A 16,569-nucleotide genomic window follows, 5' to 3' on the forward strand; every position below is an offset into this window, starting at 1 on the left:
TCGCCATTTAAGGCGACAACAACATTTCCCGATGCATGACGGCGCTTTGGAGCGGGACATGCGATTTCGGCGGGGAAAGGACGCAAGGCGGCGCTGGCGGCTATCGGCAAAGCTGCTGATCGCCTCGTCGGTTGCGACCGTCCTCGGCTTCTCCGCGGTTTGCGCCGGCGTGATGTTCGACATGCGCCGCGGCGAGGAGGAACTGGCCCGCCGCACCCTGGAGAATCTGGCGTCGGGCATCGAGGCCGACATCAGCCGCAACATCGAGCTCTACGACCTGTCGCTGCGCGCGGTCGCCAGCAATCTCGAGATGCCGGAGATCCGCAATATCAGCAAGGAGCTGCGCCAGCTGATCCTGTTCGACCACGCCGCGACCGCAAAACATTTCGGCGCGATCCAGGTGTTCGACACCAAGGGCAATTTGACCATCGACGCGGCGAGCCTCGATCCGCGGCCGGAGAACCGCAGCGACGAGGAGTATTTCACGGTCCAACGCGACAATCCCGATGCCGGCCTTTACGTCAGCCGGCCAATGCTGCATCGCGGCGCCTACGCCATCGTGCTGAGCCGGCGCATCGTCGATGACGCGGGCCGCTTCCTCGGCGTCGTGGTCGGCTCGATCCGCTTCAGCTATTTCCACGATCTGTTCGGGCGGCTGAACCTCATGCCGGGCGACACCATCACCGTGCTGCGCAACGACCGCACCATCATCATGCGGACGCCGTTCGATCTCGACGTGATCGGCAAGAACCTAACGGAGCAGCTGGACTGGAAGGCCGAGAACCTGAAGGCGGGCGGCGCCTTCTCCGGCAAGGGCCCGGTCGACGACACGCCGCGGCTCTATGTCAGGCGCAGCAGCTCCGGGCCGCTTTACGTGGTGGTCGGCAAGCCGCTCGAAGCCGTCTTCAACCTCTGGCGCACCGAGGCCATTCGCATCGGCGCGATCATGGCGTTTCTGATCCTGTTCGTGCTCAGCGCAACGCTGGTCCTCGCCCGCGAGATCGTCCGCCGCGCCGACGCCGAGGACAAGCTCGAGGAGATGGCGACCACCGACGCCCTCACCGGCCTGAAGAACCGGCGCAAGTTCGACGGCGAGATCGAGCGCGAGTGGCGCCGTGCCGGCCGCTACGGCCAGCCGGTCGCGCTATTGATGATCGATGCCGATCATTTCAAGGCCTACAACGACACCTATGGGCATCAGGCCGGCGATCAGGTGCTGGTCGGGATCGCGATCTGCATTTCGGACGCGGTGCGCCGCGCCGGCGATTGCCCGGCGCGCTTCGGCGGCGAGGAATTCGCCGTGCTGCTGCCCAACATGACCGCGCTCGAGGCCTTCAACCTGGCCGAGACCATCCGCCACAAGGTCCAGCAATGGTGCGCGGGCGAACTGATCACGACGGTCAGCATCGGCGTCGCCAGCATGCGTCCGTCCGCGGGCCAGCAATGGTCCGACCTGATCGAGGCCGCCGACAAGGCGCTCTACGCCGCCAAGGCCAACGGCCGCAACCAGTCGGTGCTCGCAACCGTTCCGAAGATCGCGCTGGTGGCGTGAGGGGCCAAGCGGCTGCGAGATACCGGGCTTCACACGCAATCAGTTAGACACGGAGCTCTCTCCACATCGTCGTCCCTGCGAAAGCAGGGACCCATAACCACGGGGCTTCGTTGCAGAAGCGAGCTGTGGCTCCAGCGTTATGCAGCAGCAAGCATCGGTGGTTATGGGTCCCTGTGTCTTGGAAGTCTGTCAGGATGTGGGTGGGCGGGAAGCCGTTGGGTCCTTGGCGCTTGACGCCGCGAGCCGGCTCGGTCTCCCGCCCGTTCCATCTATCAACCTGAACAGTTGCACGAGGCTGCGCCAACAGACCTCGCATCACAGGGACAGGCACCGTGATCATAGCTCTTCGTTACGTCGGAATCGACGTCTCCAAAAAACACCTCGATATCTTTGATGAGGCTGACGGCGTGCCGAGGCGCATTGCCAACGCGACACAGGCCATCACACAGCAGGTGGCGCGTTGGCAATGCGATGCGCTGGTGGTCTTCGAGGCGACGGGTATCTATGACCTCGCGCTTCGCGAGGCGCTGCGTCAGGCCGGGATCCAGTTCGCACGGATCAACCCGGCCCGTGCCCGCGACTTTGCACGGGCCAGCGGCCTGCTCGCCAAGACCGATCCGATCGATGCGCGGATGCTGGCGGCCTTTGCGCGGGCCATGCAGCCCGCCCCCGAGCAGGTCGCCGATCCTGCACGGGGCGCCTTGGCGAGGCTTGCAAAACGGCGGGATCAGCTGGTCCTCATGCGCGCCCAGGAGAAGAACCGGCGCAGCGAGGCCGACGATCGCGCCATGGCCGAACGCATTGGCCGCCTCATCGAGGTCCTCGACAGCGAGATCGCCGGGATCGAGGCCGACATCAGCGCATTGATTAAAGCCGAAGCGCAGATCGCGGACGATGCGAAGTTAATGCGTTCGCTGCCCGGCGTGGGTCCCGTGGCCTGCATACAGCTCATCGCGCAGATGCCGGAACTCGGGCGGGTCGGACCGAAACAACTCGCAGCGCTCGCTGGCCTTGCTCCCTTCAACGTCGACAGCGGCACCTTCCGCGGCAAGCGCAAGATTGCGGGCGGCCGAAAGCGCGTTCGTGACGCCCTTTATATGGCGGCCCTCAACGCAGTTCGCAGGGCTGATCCGTTCAAGGCCTTCTATGCACGACTGCGACAGGCCGGAAAACCAGCCAAACTCGCCCTCATCGCCGTCGCCAGGAAGCTGCTCACGGTCCTCAATGCCATGATGCGAGACCGAAAGCCGTACCTGCAGACCAAACCAACATAACAGTTGCCGGGTCGCGCTGCGCTTGCCCGGGACGACACTGAGTTTGTTGCGGCGTCGAAACTCATACATCGGCATTCTGAACGCTGCGCCGCCGCCGGCGCCAGCTCAGCCCCGCCGCTTCTTCTTTGGCTTCTTGCCGAACTTCGGCTTCGCCGACACATCCGGCCACTGCGTGCGTCCGGCGTGACTGGGCTTGCCCGGATGCTTCTTTTTCTTCCCGAACCGTGGCTCGTCGCCGGATTTCGGCCTGAAGTCTTTTCCGTCCCGATCGGATCGGAACGAGTCCCTGGATTCCTTCTTTGACGCGTAGTCCTGGCGCGAACCGCTCGCGCCTTCGCTCGAAAACGCCCTGGCCTCGCGATCCGGCTTGCCGCGCCGCTTTCCTGCCGCCTCGTCGCGCGGCCCGTCGGCGCGCGGTGCGCTGTATCCGCCGTCGTCATTGTCGCGCCAAGGATCGTGCCTGGGCTTGCGCGCCGGCTTCTCGCGCACCTCGCCCTGCGGTGCGCCCGCCAGCAGCTCGATGCGGATGCTGTCTTCCTTGTCCGGGCGCTTGATCTTGACCGCGAAGGAATCCGCCACCCGCGCGGCGATCTCGAACTCGGTGGTCGTGTCCATGATCTTGATCGCGCCGATGTCGCGCTTGTCGATGCCGCCACGACGGCAGATCATCGGCAGCAGCCAGCGGGCTTCGGCATTCTTCCGGCGTCCGATCGCGGCGCGGAACCAGACAGTGGCCTCCTCCATGCCGTGACGCGCTGATGACTTGCCGGTCTTCGATCGCGGTCCGGCGGCACGCTCATCGCGGCGCGAGGCGCGCTCGCCGCGGCGATCGTCACGGTCCCGACCGCGTCCCTCGCCGGGATCGAGAATGTCTTCGGGCGCAGGCAGCCGCGCGCGGTAGAGCCGGGCGAGCGCCGCGGCAATCGCCTCGGGCGCGCGTTCGGCGAGCAAGGCCTGCGCCAGTGCCAGATCGTCTGATGTCGCCTCCTCGGAGAACACTGCATCCTGCAGCAGGCGATCATGGTCGAGCTTGCGGATCTCCTCCGCCTGCGGCGCGGAGCCCCAGACCACATCGATGCCGGCGAGATCGAGCAGCAATTCGGCGCGCCGCCGCCGTGCCGGCGGCACCAGCAGGATGCTGACGCCCTTGCGGCCGGCGCGGCCGGTGCGGCCCGAGCGATGCTGCATGACCTCCGGGTCTTTCGGCAGATCCGCGTGAATGACGAGATCGAGGCTCGGCAGGTCGATGCCGCGCGCCGCGACGTCGGTCGCGACGCAAACCCGCGACCGTCCGTCGCGCAACGCCTGCAGCGCCTGGGTCCGCTCGTTCTGGGTCATTTCGCCCGACAGCGCGGCGACGGAGAACCCGCGCTCGAGCAGCGCCGCCTGCAAATGTCTGACGGCCTCACGGGTGTTGCAAAACACCAGCGCGCTCGGCGCTTCATGGAAACGCAGCACGTTGACGACCGCGTGCTCGACATCGTCGGCAGCCACCCGGATGGCGCGGTACTCGATATCGGCATGGCCGCCTTCGTCACCGGCGACCTCGATCCGGAACGCCTGCTCTTGATACTGCTTGGCGAGCGCAACGATGCCGCGCGGGAACGTCGCCGAGAACAGCAAGGTGCGGCGGGCGTCCGGCGTGGTCTCGAGGATGAATTCCATATCCTCGCGGAAACCGAGATTGAGCATTTCATCGGCCTCGTCGAGCACGACGACCTTGAGTTCCGAAATGTCGAGACGGCCGCGCCGCAAATGGTCGCACAACCGGCCGGGCGTCCCGACCACGATGTGGGTACCCTCGGCAAGCTCGCGTTGCTCGCGGCGCGGGTCCATGCCGCCGACACAGGAGACGACGCGGGCATCGGCGTGTTCATAAAGCCATGCAAGCTCGCGCTGAACCTGCAAGGCGAGCTCGCGGGTCGGCGCGACGATCAGGGCCAGCGGGGCGGCAGCCGGCTCGAACCGCTCGGCGCCGTCGAGCAGGTCCTTTGCCATGGCCAAGCCGTAGGCAACGGTCTTGCCCGAGCCGGTCTGGGCTGAAACGAGGAGATCGCGGTCCACGGCGTCGTCCGCGAGCACGGCGAGCTGGACAGGGGTCGGCTGATCGTAGTTGCGCTCAGCCAAGGCGCGGGCGAGCGGCGAACTTGTGGTCGGAAAGGGCACGAGATGGGAAACCTTGATTGGTCCGGGCGCAGAACGTCGAGCGGGACGACCTGGAGCTGCGTACCCGGCAGGCGGCACAGCCGCATGACGATTTGGGGTGCTTTACGCCAAGACCGACCAAATCGCCATGCCCCCGTCGCAGAAAAGCTGGCGCGGATCAGGCTGGCTGCCCGATCGGGGCCGTAAGGCCGGTCAGCGCGATGGCGGGTGATGGCTTCGCCTGACCCGCAAGACCCGTCTGATCGGCGAGAGCCGCCGCTACTTGCCGCCTTGGCGCATGTGAGAGGTCAAGAGGGAACGACAGCGGGACGAGCGCCGTCGTGGCACTCCTCTTGACGCTACATCACTTCGCCTTGAGCGCCTTCTCATGGCTCTCGAGCGCCGCTGTCATCAGCTTCGGCAATTGCGCGGCATAGACCTCGATGAAGGTGGCATCGCCGCAGGCCTCCGGATCGCGGGCGGCCTGCTCGGCGATGCGCGCGGCCTTGGCCTCGCATTTCGCGAACATGTGCCAGAACCAGTCGGCATTCTTGCCGAGTGCCGGCTTGTTCTTCTTGATGACGGCGGCGCCGACCGCGCTCATCGCGCTGACGACGCCGGCGCCCAGCGTGCTGATGGCGCGCGCGTTAAGGATGTCCTCGCGCCCTTGCGCGGTGGCGTTGGTCGCGGTCGCTCGTCCCTTGGCCGGCATGCTGTGAGCTCCTTCGATCCCTGTGGCGGGCGCAGCATCGGCCGCGGAAGTTGAGGAAGGCTCAAGGGGCATGGTTGAAAACCGCTATGGATTTCATTCCGGTTTTATGCACTTCCGAGCGATCGGGCCTGGAGGGGAGTTTTGCCCGCTCCTCCGTCGCGAGAATCCGTCAGGTGCCGTTACCCTTTGGCGCCGTAGCGGCGGATCAGCTGATCGGCAACATCGTCGAGGTCAGTGCCGACGACCTGCGGCTGCGGACCGACGCCGAGCAGATCGTTGCCGGGACGCTTGATCAGCGCGGCCTCCCAGCCGGCGGCGACCGCGCCCAAGGTGTCCCAGGTGTGGCAGGCGATCAGGCAGAACTCCGAGGGCTTTGCCCCGAGCTCCTTCTCGACATAGCCATAGGCCTGCCGCGACGGCTTGTGGTGCTTGACGCCGTCGGCCGAGAAGCGCCGCTCGAACAGATCGACGATGCCGCCATGGGTCAGCTGCCGGGTCTGCACCTCGAGCAGATTGTCGGTCAGCGTGAACAGGCGGAAACCCGCCGCGCGCAGCTTGCGCAGCGCGCCGGGCACTTCGCCGTGCGGCGGCATGGTGGAGAATTTCTCGGTCAGTTCCTGCTTGTCGGACTCGTTGATCCTGATGCCGCGGGTGTCGGCCAGCATCTTCATGACCGCGGCGCCGATATCGGTGAAGGGCACGTAGCAGCCGGCCACCGTGAGCGAGGCCGAGTACATGATGAAGTTGGCGAACACAGCCGCATCGCGCTCTTGTCGTTGAAGATGCGCGCGAACACCGGCTCCATGGTCTCGAGGTCGAGCAGGGTTTCATTGACGTCGAACACAATCAAGGGAAGTGCCGCCATTTTGCTGGGCTCCTGTCGTTTGGCTTTTGCTGGTCTCAGCCCCTGTCCTTCATCCGGCTGCGGTGCGCGGCCTGCTTGGCGCGGTTGCCGCAGATCGCCATGCTGCACCATCGGCGCGCACGCGCCCGCGTGTGGTCGGCAAACATCAGCGTGCAGGCCGGGCCCTCGCACGCCTTGATGTCGGAGAAGCTTTCCTCGCAGACGACCCTGGCCATCGCTTCCACGATCGGCAGCAGCAATGTTTCGGCCGAGCGCCAGCGCCGCGTCCGCTCCAGCGCGAAACCGTCATCGCCGTGCTTTTGGCGATGCGCCACGATCCGGCTGAACGCCTGATCTCTTTCCAGCAGCCGGTTCAGCGGCTCGAGCTCCTTGAGCGCACGCGGCGCCAGCGGCCGGCCCATATGCTTGCGCACGAAGCCGCGGAACCATTCGCGCAAATCGCGAGCCTGACCGGCGACGTCGTCGAGTTCGCCCGGCGTCGCGCGCGCCTTGAGCTCGTCGAGCACATCGGGCGGCACCAGCTGCGCCTGCGCGAGCCAGCGCAGCAGGCCGTCGCCATCGGCGATCCAGTCCACCGGCGTATCGACCGGCGTCGCGATCGAATTGATGAAATCGAGGCCCAGGCTATCGGCGATGAACATCGCGGGCGGATGGGATTGCACGGTGACGCCCTCCTGGCGGCTTCCTCAGTCGCGAAAATAGTAACCTGATAAAATGCATTTGACAAGTTACTCGTCATGAGCCATAAGCGCGATAACCCATCAAACTGCATTTGAGAGGTTATGGCCGAAACCGGCCTGAAACGAGGGAGCGGACAATGTCGAACGAGAATGTCAGCGTGGTGCTTGCCCATGGCGCGTGGGCCGATGGCTCGAGCTGGGCGCGGGTGATCACGGCGCTCGACGCCGAGGGCATTACGGCGGTGGCGGCGCCGCTGCCCCTCACCTCGCTCGCCGACGACGTCGCCGCGCTGAATCGCACCCTGGACCGCGTCGCGGGCCCGGTGGTGCTGGTTGGCCATGCCTATGCCGGCGCCGTGATCGCCGGGACCCGCTCGCCGCGCGTCAAGGCGCTGGTCTATGTCGCGGCGCTGGCGCCGGATGAAGGCGAGACGGTCGCCGACGTATTCTACCGGCTGCCACCGCATCCGTTCGCGCCGAAGCTCGCGCCCGACGCCAATGGCCTGATCTGGCTGCCGGAGTCCGCCTTCGCGCAAGGCGCGCGGTCCGAGGACCTCGCGGTGCTCGCCGCGGTGCAGCGGCCGATCTCGCCGGCCTGCATCACCGTGCCGGTCGGCCGCCCGCTGTGGAAGGACGTCCCGAGCTGGTTCCTGGTTCCCGAGGACGACCGGATGATCGCGCCCGAGACACAGCGCGGCATGGCGGCGCGGATGCAGGCGACCGTGCGCTCACATCCCGTCGATCATACCCCGATCGTCACCGCGCCGAAGCTCGTCACCGACATCATCCGGGAGGCGGTCGAGAGCGTTACCGAGCACTGACCTCTTCCCACGATTTCGGACAGGAGAGCTGCCATGCAGGAGAAACGTCTCTCGGCCGACCGGCTCGGCGCGTTTTCCGACGCGGTGATCGCCGTCATCATCACGGTGATGGTGCTGGAACTGAAGCCACCGGAGGGCTCGCGGTTCGCCGACCTGTTGCCGCTGTGGCCGACCGCGATCAGCTACGCCGCGAGCTATCTGTTCATCGCGGTGATCTGGGTCAATCATCACCATCTGCTGCATCTGGTGCGGCAGCCGACGCCGCGGCTGATCTGGCTGAACTTCGTCCACTTGTTCGCCGTCTCCCTGCTGCCGTTCGCCACCGCGTGGGTCGCGCGATCGCACATGGCCGCCGCGCCGGTGGTGGTCTATGCCGTGATCTTCCTCCTGATCGACCTCGCCTATCTCGCCTTCGAGCGCGCGGTGCTGGCGCAGGCCGACCAGAGCGCGATCTCCGAGCGCGTGCGGACCTGGACGCAGCGCCGCACGCTGCTCGCGCTGCTGGTGTTCGCGGCCGGCGCCGCCATCGCCCCGTTCATGCCGCTGCTGGGCTTTGCCACCGTGTGCTGCGCCCTGCTGCTCTATCTGCGTCCCGAAGCGATCAGCGGGCTCGCCAAGCAAATCAAACCCTAAGTCCCAGAACTCACCAACGCGCGACCACAAGGAGTGACAGATGTCTCAGGTCAAATACCGCACCGCCGATGTCGATGGCTTTAACATCTTCTATCGCGAAGCCGGCTCGCCCGGCGCGCCAAAGTTTCTGCTGCTGCACGGCTTCCCGAGCGCGGGCCATATGTTCCGCGAACTGATCCCGCAACTCGCGGACAAATTCCACATCGTGGCGCCGGATTTGCCGGGCTTCGGCCAGTCGGACATGCCGCCGCGCGACAAGTTCAACTACACTTTCGACAGCATCGCCGGCGTCATCGATCGCTTCACGGAGGTGATCGGCTTCGATCGCTTCGCGGTCTATGTGTTCGATTATGGCGCGCCGACCGGCTTCCGCCTGGCGGTCAGGCATCCGGAGCGGATCACGGCGATCATCTCGCAGAACGGCAACGCCTATGAGGAAGGCCTTAGCGACGGCTGGACGCCGATCAAGGCCTATTGGCAGGATCCTTCGCCGGCGAACCGCGACGCGCTGCGCGCCTTCCTGAGGCCGGACACGACGCGCTGGCAGTACACCCACGGCACATCGGATCCGCAAGCGGTGTCGCCGGACGGCCAGAACCTCGACAACTACTACATGGCGCGGCCCGGCGCCCACGACGTGCAGCTCGATCTGTTCGGCGACTACAAGGGCAACGTCGCGCTCTACCCCACCTTCCAGACTTACTTCCGCACCCACCAGCCGCCGTTCCTCGCGGTGTGGGGCAAAAACGATCCGTTCTTCCTGCCGCCGGGCGCCGAGGCCTTCAGGCGCGACAATCCGAAGGCGGTCGTCAAATTCTTCGACACCGGCCACTTCGCGCTGGAGACGCATGTCGCCGAGATCGCGCAAGCCATCCGCGAGTTCCTGAGCCGCTGACGTCAAGCGCGCCGATCCATCGGGGAATGCACATGACCAGATCCGTCGCCATCGTGACCGGCGCCAGCTCCGGCATCGGACGCGCCACCGCGCTGCGGCTCGCGCGGGATTTTTCCGCCATCGTGCTTGTCGCGCGCAGCGGCGAGAAGCTGCGCGAGGTCGGCAACGAGATCGAAGCCAGCAGCGGCACGCCACTGGCGCTCGACCTCGATCTCGCCACGCCCGATGCCGCCGATGAAGTCGTCAAGACCGCGCTGGATCGCTTCGGCCGCATCGACGCGCTGGTCAATGTCGCGGGCGCGGTGGCGGGGCTCGATCTGTTCGAGATGACCGATACGCAATGGGACGCCGGACTCGCGCTCAAATTTCACGGCGCCAGGCGGCTGACGATCCGCGCCTGAGACGCGCTGAAAGCGTCGCAAGGCGCGGTCATCTTCACCTCAGGCAATGCCGCCGTGCTGCCGCGCGCCGGCGCCGCCGCGGTGGGCACGATCAACGCCGCGATCGAGGCACTTGCAAAAGCCTTCGCCGAGCGCGGCATCGACGACGGCGTGCAGGTGAACTGCGTGTCGCCAGGCGCCGTGATGACCGGACGCCGCCTCGCGATGCTGGAGAAGGCCGCGGCGGCCAGGCAGGTCGATGTCGACACCGCCAAGGCCGGCTTCCTCAGGCAGGCCGGGATCAGGCGGTTCGGCACGCCGGAGGAGATCGCCGACCTCGTCGGCTATGCGGTGTCGCCGCCGGCGCGCTGGATGACCGGCACCGTGCTGCGCATGGATGGCGGCGAGATCAGGTCCGTCTGAGGTCGCCGCGCCTACGCGCCCGTCACGCGCCAGATCACGTTGCCGACGTCGTCGGCCACCAGCAGCGAGCCGTCGGGGCCGAGCGCGACGCCGACCGGGCGGCCGTACGACACCTTCTCGTCGGGCGCGAGGAAGCCCGACAGGATGTCGCGCGCCGGCCCTGCCGGACGACCGTTCGCGAACGGCACGAACACCACCTTGTAGCCCGACAGCGTCGAGCGATTCCACGAGCCGTGCTGGCCGATCACCATGCCGTCGGGGAATCCCGGCAGCGTGCCCTGCGGCATCCAGCACAGGCCCAGCGAGGCGGTATGGCCGCCGAGCGCATAGTCCGGCTGGATCGCCTTGGCGACCATCGCCGGATCCTGCGGCACGCGATCGTCGACCGTCTTGCCCCAGTAGCAATAGGGCCAGCCGTAGAAGCCGCCGTCACGCACCGAGGTCAGATAGTCCGGCGGCGTCTCGTCGCCGAGGCCGTCGCGTTCGTTGACGACGGTCCAGAGCACATTGGTGGTCGGCTCCCACGCGATGCCCACCGGATTGCGCAGGCCGCCGGCGAAGATGCGGCTGGTGCCACCTGCGAGATCGAGCTCGTAGATCGCGGCGCGGCCTTCCTCGACCGCAAAGCCGCCTTCAGCAATATTGCTGAGCGAGCCGACACCGGCATAAATCTTCTTGCCATCGGCGCTCGGCAGCAGGCTGCGCGTCCAATGCCCGTCAGGCTTGAAGCTGACGAGCTTGCGTCCCTGCGCGGTGATGCGATCGGCGCCCGCGGCATAGGGAAACGCCACCACGCCGTCGGTGTTGCCGACATAGAAGGTGTCGCCGACCAGCGCCATGCCGAACGGCTGGCTCAATCCTTCCATGAAGGCACCGCGGCTTTCGGCGACGCCGTCGCCGTCACGGTCGCGCAGCAGCGTGATGCGATTGGCGCTGACGCCGAGCGCCGCGGCGCGCCGCATCGTCGCCTGCATCGCATAGTGGAAGACGCTGCGCGGCGTGCCAGCGATCTGCGTTGCCTCCGCGATCAGGACATCGCCGTTCGGCAGCACGTTGATCCAGCGCGGATGATCGAGCCCGGCCGCAAAGGCATTGACCTTGAGCCCGGGCGCGGCGACCGGCTTCTGGTCCTTGTCCCAGCCCCGCGCCGTCGGCATCTTGAGCGTCGGGATCGCGCCCTGCGGTTTGGCCTGCGGGATCTGCGGCGCGCTGCCCCAGGCCGGCGCGGGCTGCGCGCCCTGCATCCGCCGCCACGCCAAGGCGCCGGCCCCGATCGCCGCGACGACGCGGGCAAAAACTCCAGACGTGCTCATGAACTTCCCCTGTATTTGCGCCGTGTTAGCGCGCCTTGTCATTCCCTTGCCGACCGGCCGCGGCCCCAGCAGCATTCGCATAATGCCGGCCCTGATGACAGTAGTTATACGATCTTCGCAGCCGCGCACGAATCGGGGAGACTGGCTGCACGCTCCCTTGTCAGGGCGTTTTCCTCCCTGGACCTTGCCCGCCGCAGTGGCGGGCTTCCTTTTACGAACCGCCCCGGTTTTTCGAGGCGCCGCTCGCGCATGCGCCGTTATAGCCATAGAAGCATAACGGGCCGGCGACGGATGCGTCCTGCCGGGCAGAGCCCGGCAGTGCCCTCCCGGAGCGCAAGCCCCTTCACAAGAACCTGATCCCACGCTCGCGCAGATTTGCCTTTGCGAGATGCATGGCAGATCAGGAACGCCGCTCCATGGCGGTCGTTGGTCGGGACACCAGCAAGGAGAGTGTGAATGCAACGAAAGACCAAGATATTGTCCCTCGCCGCGGCGTCCCTGATCGCAACAACGGCAGGCGCGTTCGCACAAGGCTACTATCCTTACGGGAACCCTGGTCCGAGATATTACGGCGGCCCCCGCTATCAGGCCGTGCAGCCTGATGTGATGTACTCTCCGGCGGAGCCGGGCTGGTACGGTTCATTCAACGGCACCAACCATCCGACGCCGAGCTCGACCCAGGGTGACGTGGGTCCTGAAGGGAACAACAACGGTACGCTGACCGGCGTCTACAGGCGCTGGTAGCCACGCAAAATTTAAGGCCCGTCGCTCAGCTTGAGCGACGGGCCTTTTTGCTGTTCCACGTTCCACGTATGCAAAACGTGGGAACGCGAGGTTCGACTTTTCTGCTGAGGCGTTACTTCACCATCGCGCCGTAGACGATGTCCTGCACATTCTCGCGATAATATTTGCGCAGTTCGCCCGGCGCCGCGGTTCCCACCACGACGACAAGACGCTCTTTCGGATCGCAGAAAAACTGCGTGCCGTAGGCGCCGTTCCAGGTGAACTCGCCGGGATTGCCCGGCACCGACGACAGCCCCTCGCCGGTCCGCACCGCGACCGACAGCCCGAAGCCGAAGCCGCCGCGATGCGGTTCGACCGCGGCGACGTTGTTCTTGATCTCCGGCCCGAGATGGTTCGACGTCATGTGATGCACCGTCTTGGGGCTGAGGATGCGCTTGCCGTCGAGCTCGCCGCCATTGAGCAGCATCTGCCCGAAGCGCAGATAGTCGCCGACGGTGGCGAACGAGCAGGCGCCGCCGCAATCGAACCTGGTCGGCGTATCGAGCAGCTTGATGGCTTGCGGCTTGCCGGTGAGCGGATCGTTCGGGAACGGACGCGCCAGCCGCGCGCGCTGTGCGTCGGCCGGGTGGAACGTCGCATCCTTCATGCCGAGCGGCTTCCAGACATTGGCCGCGAGATAATCGCCGAGCCGCTGGCCGGAGACCTTCTCGACGACGGCGCCGAGCACGTCGATCGAGAAGCCATATTCGAACTCGGTGCCGGGCTGGTGCACCAGAGGCAGCTGGGTGATGCGCTCGATGAAGGCCTGAGTATCGCCCTCGACCGCCGGCGCGGTGCCGTCGGGATAGAGCCGCGCCAGTGCGCTCGAGCTGTCGGGACGGCCGCCATACATCAGGCCGGAGCTGTGGCGATAGAGATCGTGGATGAAGATCGGCTGCGCCTGCGGCTCCATCTTCAGCGAGCCGTCGGCCTGCTGCACGCCGACCTTCATGTCGGCGAACGCCGGATAGAACTCGGCGACCTTGGCCTGCAGTGGCAGCTTGCCTTGCTCCATCAGCGTCAGGCCCGCGACCGCCGCCATCGGCTTGGTCATCGACGCCAGCGCGAACACCGCATCGATCGGCATCGGCGTGCCCTTCACCGGATCGAGCTGGCCATACGCCTTGTAATGCACGAGCTTGCCGTCGCGCGCGATCGCCACCACCGCGCCGGGCACGCGCTTGGCCGCGATCTCGCGCGCGAAGAAGTCATCGAGCCGCGCCAGCCCCTGCTCCGAGAAACCGACCTGGTGCGCCGACGCTTCCGGGAGCGGCGCGGCGTGGGCGATGCTGACAGCAAGACTTGTGGCGGCGGCAGCCGCGGCAATGACGGTTTTTCTCATTGTTTCCTCACCGGGGACCGCGGGCGATTTGTTATGGCGTTCGTTGCCCGCAGCTCGCAGGATTAGATCACGCCGGCAAGGACGACAAGACTTCGCGGCGCGCGGCCGCGTCACGCGGGTGCATGCCTTCGCGAACGAAGAACGGCTCGACCTCGTGCTCGAACGTCTTCAGCGCCGCGCCGATCGCCTGATGCATGTCGAGATATTTGTAGGAGCCGAGCCGGCCGCCGAAGATGACATTCGGCCGCGACGCCGTCATGGCGTGGTAGGAGGCGAGCATGGCGCGGTCGGCGGCGGTGTTGATCGGATAATACGGCTCGTCGCTCCGGCCCGCGAAGCGGGAATATTCGCGGTAGATCGTCGTTCGCGCCTCGGCATGTGCGCGCTCCGGATGCAGATGCCTGAACTCGTGGATGCGGGTGAACGGCACCTCGGCGTCGGCATAGTTGATGACCGCGGCGCCCTGGTAGTCGGCGACATCGTGCACCTCGCGCGCGAAGTCGACGGTACGCCAGCCGAGATGGCCGCAGGCATAGCCGAAGAAGCGGTCGATCGGGCCGGCATAGACCACGAGCTGCCGCGGATTGATACGATCGGCGACGTCGAAATAGTCGACGCCGAGCCGGACGTCGATCGCGGGATGATCGAGCATCCGGCGGAAGATCGCGGTGTAGCCGTCGAGCGGCATGCCCTCATAGCGATCGGCGAAGTAGCGATCGTCGAAGGTGAAGCGGACCGGCAGGCGGCCAATGATGTCGGCCGAAAGCTCACGCGGATCGGTCTGCCACTGCTTCTGCGTATAGCCGCGGATCAAGAGATCGTAGAGCGTGCGGCCGACCGAGGCGATTGCCTTGTCCTCGAGGTTGCCGATCCCGGAGGCACCATGCCTCCCCGCGGCGCCGTGCACGGCCGCCTCCGCCGCGATCACGGCGCGGGCCTGCTCGGGCGTCATGGCGCGCCCGAACGCCGCGCACACGGTCGCAAGGTTGATCGGCATCGAATAGACGCGGCCCTCCGCCACGGTGAAGACGCGGTGACGGTAGCCGGTGAACTCGGTGAAGCGGTGCAGATAGCGCCAGACGGTCTCGGAATTGGTGTGGAAGATATGCGTGCCGTAGCGATGCACCTCGACGCCGCTGTCGGGGTCGAGCTCCGAATAGGCGTTGCCGCCGATATGCGGACGGCGGTCGAGCACGCAGACGGAGCGGCCGAGCCTGCTCGCCACCTGCTCGGCGATCACAGCGCCGAAGAAGCCCGCCCCCACCACGACGACGTCGAAGCCATCAAGCTGCATGCGCTCTCGCCTCTCATGTCGGATCGCGACGGCGCCCGACGGAGCTTCAACGTGACGGCACGGCCGTTTCGGGCGAAATAAATCCGCCCGTCGGGATAATTCCGAGCCCGGAACGGCCGGCTCGGCCGTTCAACTGACAGCCTGCAAGGCGACGCAAATGCCCGCGCGAGCAGCAACACCATCAAGCGCGGAGGTCCCATGTCCGTGATCTGCGTCCTGTACTCCAGCAACACCACCTATGATTCGCTGCGCGGCATCCTGGCGATGGCCGCGGCCGAACTCGACCGGCTCGGGCACGAGGTCAAAATGCTCGATCTGCTGGCACCGGATTTCTCGGCCCGGCTCAACGCCCTGCTGCCGCGGCGCGCCGAGACCATGGCGCTCGGCTTCTCCGGCATCGGGCTCGATATCCACACCAAGGATGGCAGATTGTTCTGGGACGTCGCCCAGATCCCCGTCTTCACCTTGTTCTGCGATCATCCCTGCTATTTCGCCCGGCGCCACGGGCTCGAGAGCCGCTACACCGCGCATGGCTACGTGTTTCCGGACCACGCCGCATTCAACCGCGATCATCTGGGGGCCAATGGCGCCGTGTTCGCGACCCATATGGGCATTCCCGATCCCGGCTTCTTCGGCGGCCTGCCGCCCGAGAAGCGCAACGGCCGGCTGATCTTCGCCAAGTCCGGCTGGAATCCGGTGGCGCTCGAGCGCGGCTGGCGCAAGACGATGCCGCCAAAGCTGTTCGCGCTGCTGTTCGACGCAATCGCCGAGGCGCGCGGCAAGACCTGCGGCGCATTTCCGAAGATCATCGTCGACGTCGCCGAGCAGCATCTGGTCTATCTGAGGCCCGGCGGCGACCTGTTCAACGTGATCCTGACCCGGCTCGACAACTACACACGAGGCGTGCGCACCCGCGAGGTGGGTGCGGTACTCGCCGACTATCCGGTCGACTTCATCGGCGGCGGCTGGAGCGATCTCGACGTCAGCGGGCGTCCGGCCCGCGTGCTCGGCGCGATGACGTTCGATGCGATGCGCGAAGGCCTCGGCAGTTACCTCGCCGCGGTCTCGCTCAATCCCAATATCGATCTGTCGGTGCATGACCGGGTGTTCTTCGCGCTCGGCGCCGGCACCGTGCCGGTGTTCGACGCCAACCGCTTCTCGGCCGCGGAGATGCCGCATCTCGCCCGCTTCAGCTTCGGCCAGGACACGATCAGCATCGCCGCCGCCGTCGAGGCCGTGCTGGCCGATCCCTCAGCGGCGCAGGCGGCGGCCGCGACCACCTTGCGCGAACTCTATCCGCGCTTCTCGATGCAGCGGTCGGTGCAGGACATCCACGAGGTCACGATGTCGATCGCGGGCGCCGCCGGCGCCAGTTTGTTGCCGGCCGAGCCGGTGCCCGCCGGCGTCTGGACGCCGAAGCAGGCGGCCTGATCGCGTCGCCATTTCCGTGGCCGCAT

At 66.3% G+C, this 16,569-nt stretch carries 14 protein-coding genes and 1 pseudogene; 8 read left to right on the top strand and 7 right to left on the bottom strand.

All coding sequences use genetic code 11. The annotated features are described in order from the left end of the window. Window positions 1-58: 58 nt before the first annotated feature. Entirely contained in the window at window positions 59-1,552 is a 1,494-nt protein-coding gene (locus ACE10X_RS40235) for a sensor domain-containing diguanylate cyclase (RefSeq protein WP_038386634.1), read from the top strand. Window positions 1,553-1,884: 332 nt separating this feature from the next. Next, window positions 1,885-2,826: an IS110 family transposase gene (locus ACE10X_RS40240; RefSeq protein WP_304557332.1), complete on the top strand. Its 942-nt coding sequence runs from the start codon at window positions 1,885-1,887 to the stop codon at window positions 2,824-2,826. 105 nt (window positions 2,827-2,931) lie between these two features. On the opposite strand, the gene ACE10X_RS40245 is transcribed toward ACE10X_RS40240, so the two are convergent. From ACE10X_RS40245 to ACE10X_RS40260, 4 genes are all read right to left on the bottom strand, one after another. Then, window positions 2,932-4,992 carry a DEAD/DEAH box helicase gene (locus ACE10X_RS40245; protein WP_038387498.1) on the bottom strand — a complete coding sequence of 687 codons (2,061 nt, stop codon included), beginning with the start codon at window positions 4,990-4,992 and terminating at the stop codon, window positions 2,932-2,934. A gap of 343 nt (window positions 4,993-5,335) precedes the next feature. Then, window positions 5,336-5,683, bottom strand: a complete 348-nt coding sequence (locus tag ACE10X_RS40250) for a hypothetical protein (protein ID WP_038387499.1) — start codon at window positions 5,681-5,683, stop codon at window positions 5,336-5,338. 179 nt (window positions 5,684-5,862) lie between these two features. Further along, the gene (locus ACE10X_RS40255) at window positions 5,863-6,438 is read right to left on the bottom strand and encodes an HAD hydrolase-like protein (protein WP_202948938.1); all 576 of its coding nucleotides are present in this window, start codon (window positions 6,436-6,438) and stop codon (window positions 5,863-5,865) included. Between the two features lie 145 nt (window positions 6,439-6,583). Beyond that, window positions 6,584-7,189, bottom strand: a complete 606-nt coding sequence (locus tag ACE10X_RS40260; RefSeq protein ID WP_038387500.1) for an ABATE domain-containing protein — start codon at window positions 7,187-7,189, stop codon at window positions 6,584-6,586. Between the two features lie 176 nt (window positions 7,190-7,365). Between ACE10X_RS40260 and ACE10X_RS40265 the strand changes: the two genes are divergently transcribed. The 4 genes and pseudogenes from ACE10X_RS40265 (at window position 7,366) to ACE10X_RS40280 (ending at window position 10,380) form a co-directional block, all read left to right on the top strand. Further along, on the top strand, window positions 7,366-8,049 hold the full coding sequence (locus tag ACE10X_RS40265) for an alpha/beta fold hydrolase (protein WP_375763701.1): 684 nt from the start codon (window positions 7,366-7,368) through the stop codon (window positions 8,047-8,049). Window positions 8,050-8,082: 33 nt separating this feature from the next. Continuing rightward, entirely contained in the window at window positions 8,083-8,682 is a 600-nt protein-coding gene (locus ACE10X_RS40270) for a TMEM175 family protein (RefSeq protein WP_051003228.1), read from the top strand. 40 nt (window positions 8,683-8,722) lie between these two features. Then, the gene (locus ACE10X_RS40275; RefSeq protein ID WP_038387502.1) at window positions 8,723-9,577 is read left to right on the top strand and encodes an alpha/beta fold hydrolase; all 855 of its coding nucleotides are present in this window, start codon (window positions 8,723-8,725) and stop codon (window positions 9,575-9,577) included. Window positions 9,578-9,609: 32 nt separating this feature from the next. Beyond that, window positions 9,610-10,380, top strand: a pseudogene (locus tag ACE10X_RS40280) (SDR family oxidoreductase). Between the two features lie 11 nt (window positions 10,381-10,391). Here the strand turns inward: ACE10X_RS40280 and ACE10X_RS40285 are convergent. Continuing rightward, a complete protein-coding gene (locus tag ACE10X_RS40285) occupies window positions 10,392-11,693 on the bottom strand; it encodes a sorbosone dehydrogenase family protein (protein ID WP_038387509.1) in 1,302 nt (433 codons plus the stop codon). A 456-nt stretch (window positions 11,694-12,149) separates the two neighbouring features. On the opposite strand from ACE10X_RS40285, the gene ACE10X_RS40290 reads away from it, so the two are divergent. Then, window positions 12,150-12,437, top strand: a complete 288-nt coding sequence (locus ACE10X_RS40290; protein ID WP_075969423.1) for a hypothetical protein — start codon at window positions 12,150-12,152, stop codon at window positions 12,435-12,437. A gap of 112 nt (window positions 12,438-12,549) precedes the next feature. Here ACE10X_RS40290 and ACE10X_RS40295 read toward each other — a convergent pair whose 3' ends face one another. Continuing rightward, on the bottom strand, window positions 12,550-13,818 hold the full coding sequence (locus ACE10X_RS40295) for a serine hydrolase (RefSeq protein WP_304557296.1): 1,269 nt from the start codon (window positions 13,816-13,818) through the stop codon (window positions 12,550-12,552). A gap of 67 nt (window positions 13,819-13,885) precedes the next feature. After that, window positions 13,886-15,112 (bottom strand): UDP-galactopyranose mutase, encoded by a 1,227-nt coding sequence (glf, locus tag ACE10X_RS40300; RefSeq protein ID WP_038387504.1) that lies wholly within the window; start codon window positions 15,110-15,112, stop codon window positions 13,886-13,888. Window positions 15,113-15,310: 198 nt separating this feature from the next. Here glf and ACE10X_RS40305 point away from each other — a divergent pair, with 198 nt between their 5' ends. Further along, the gene (locus ACE10X_RS40305; RefSeq protein WP_375763702.1) at window positions 15,311-16,543 is read left to right on the top strand and encodes a hypothetical protein; all 1,233 of its coding nucleotides are present in this window, start codon (window positions 15,311-15,313) and stop codon (window positions 16,541-16,543) included. Window positions 16,544-16,569 lie beyond the last annotated feature (26 nt).

The organism is Bradyrhizobium sp. Pha-3 (assembly GCF_042258325.1).
GTDB classification, from domain to species: Bacteria; Pseudomonadota; Alphaproteobacteria; order Rhizobiales; family Xanthobacteraceae; genus Bradyrhizobium; species Bradyrhizobium elkanii.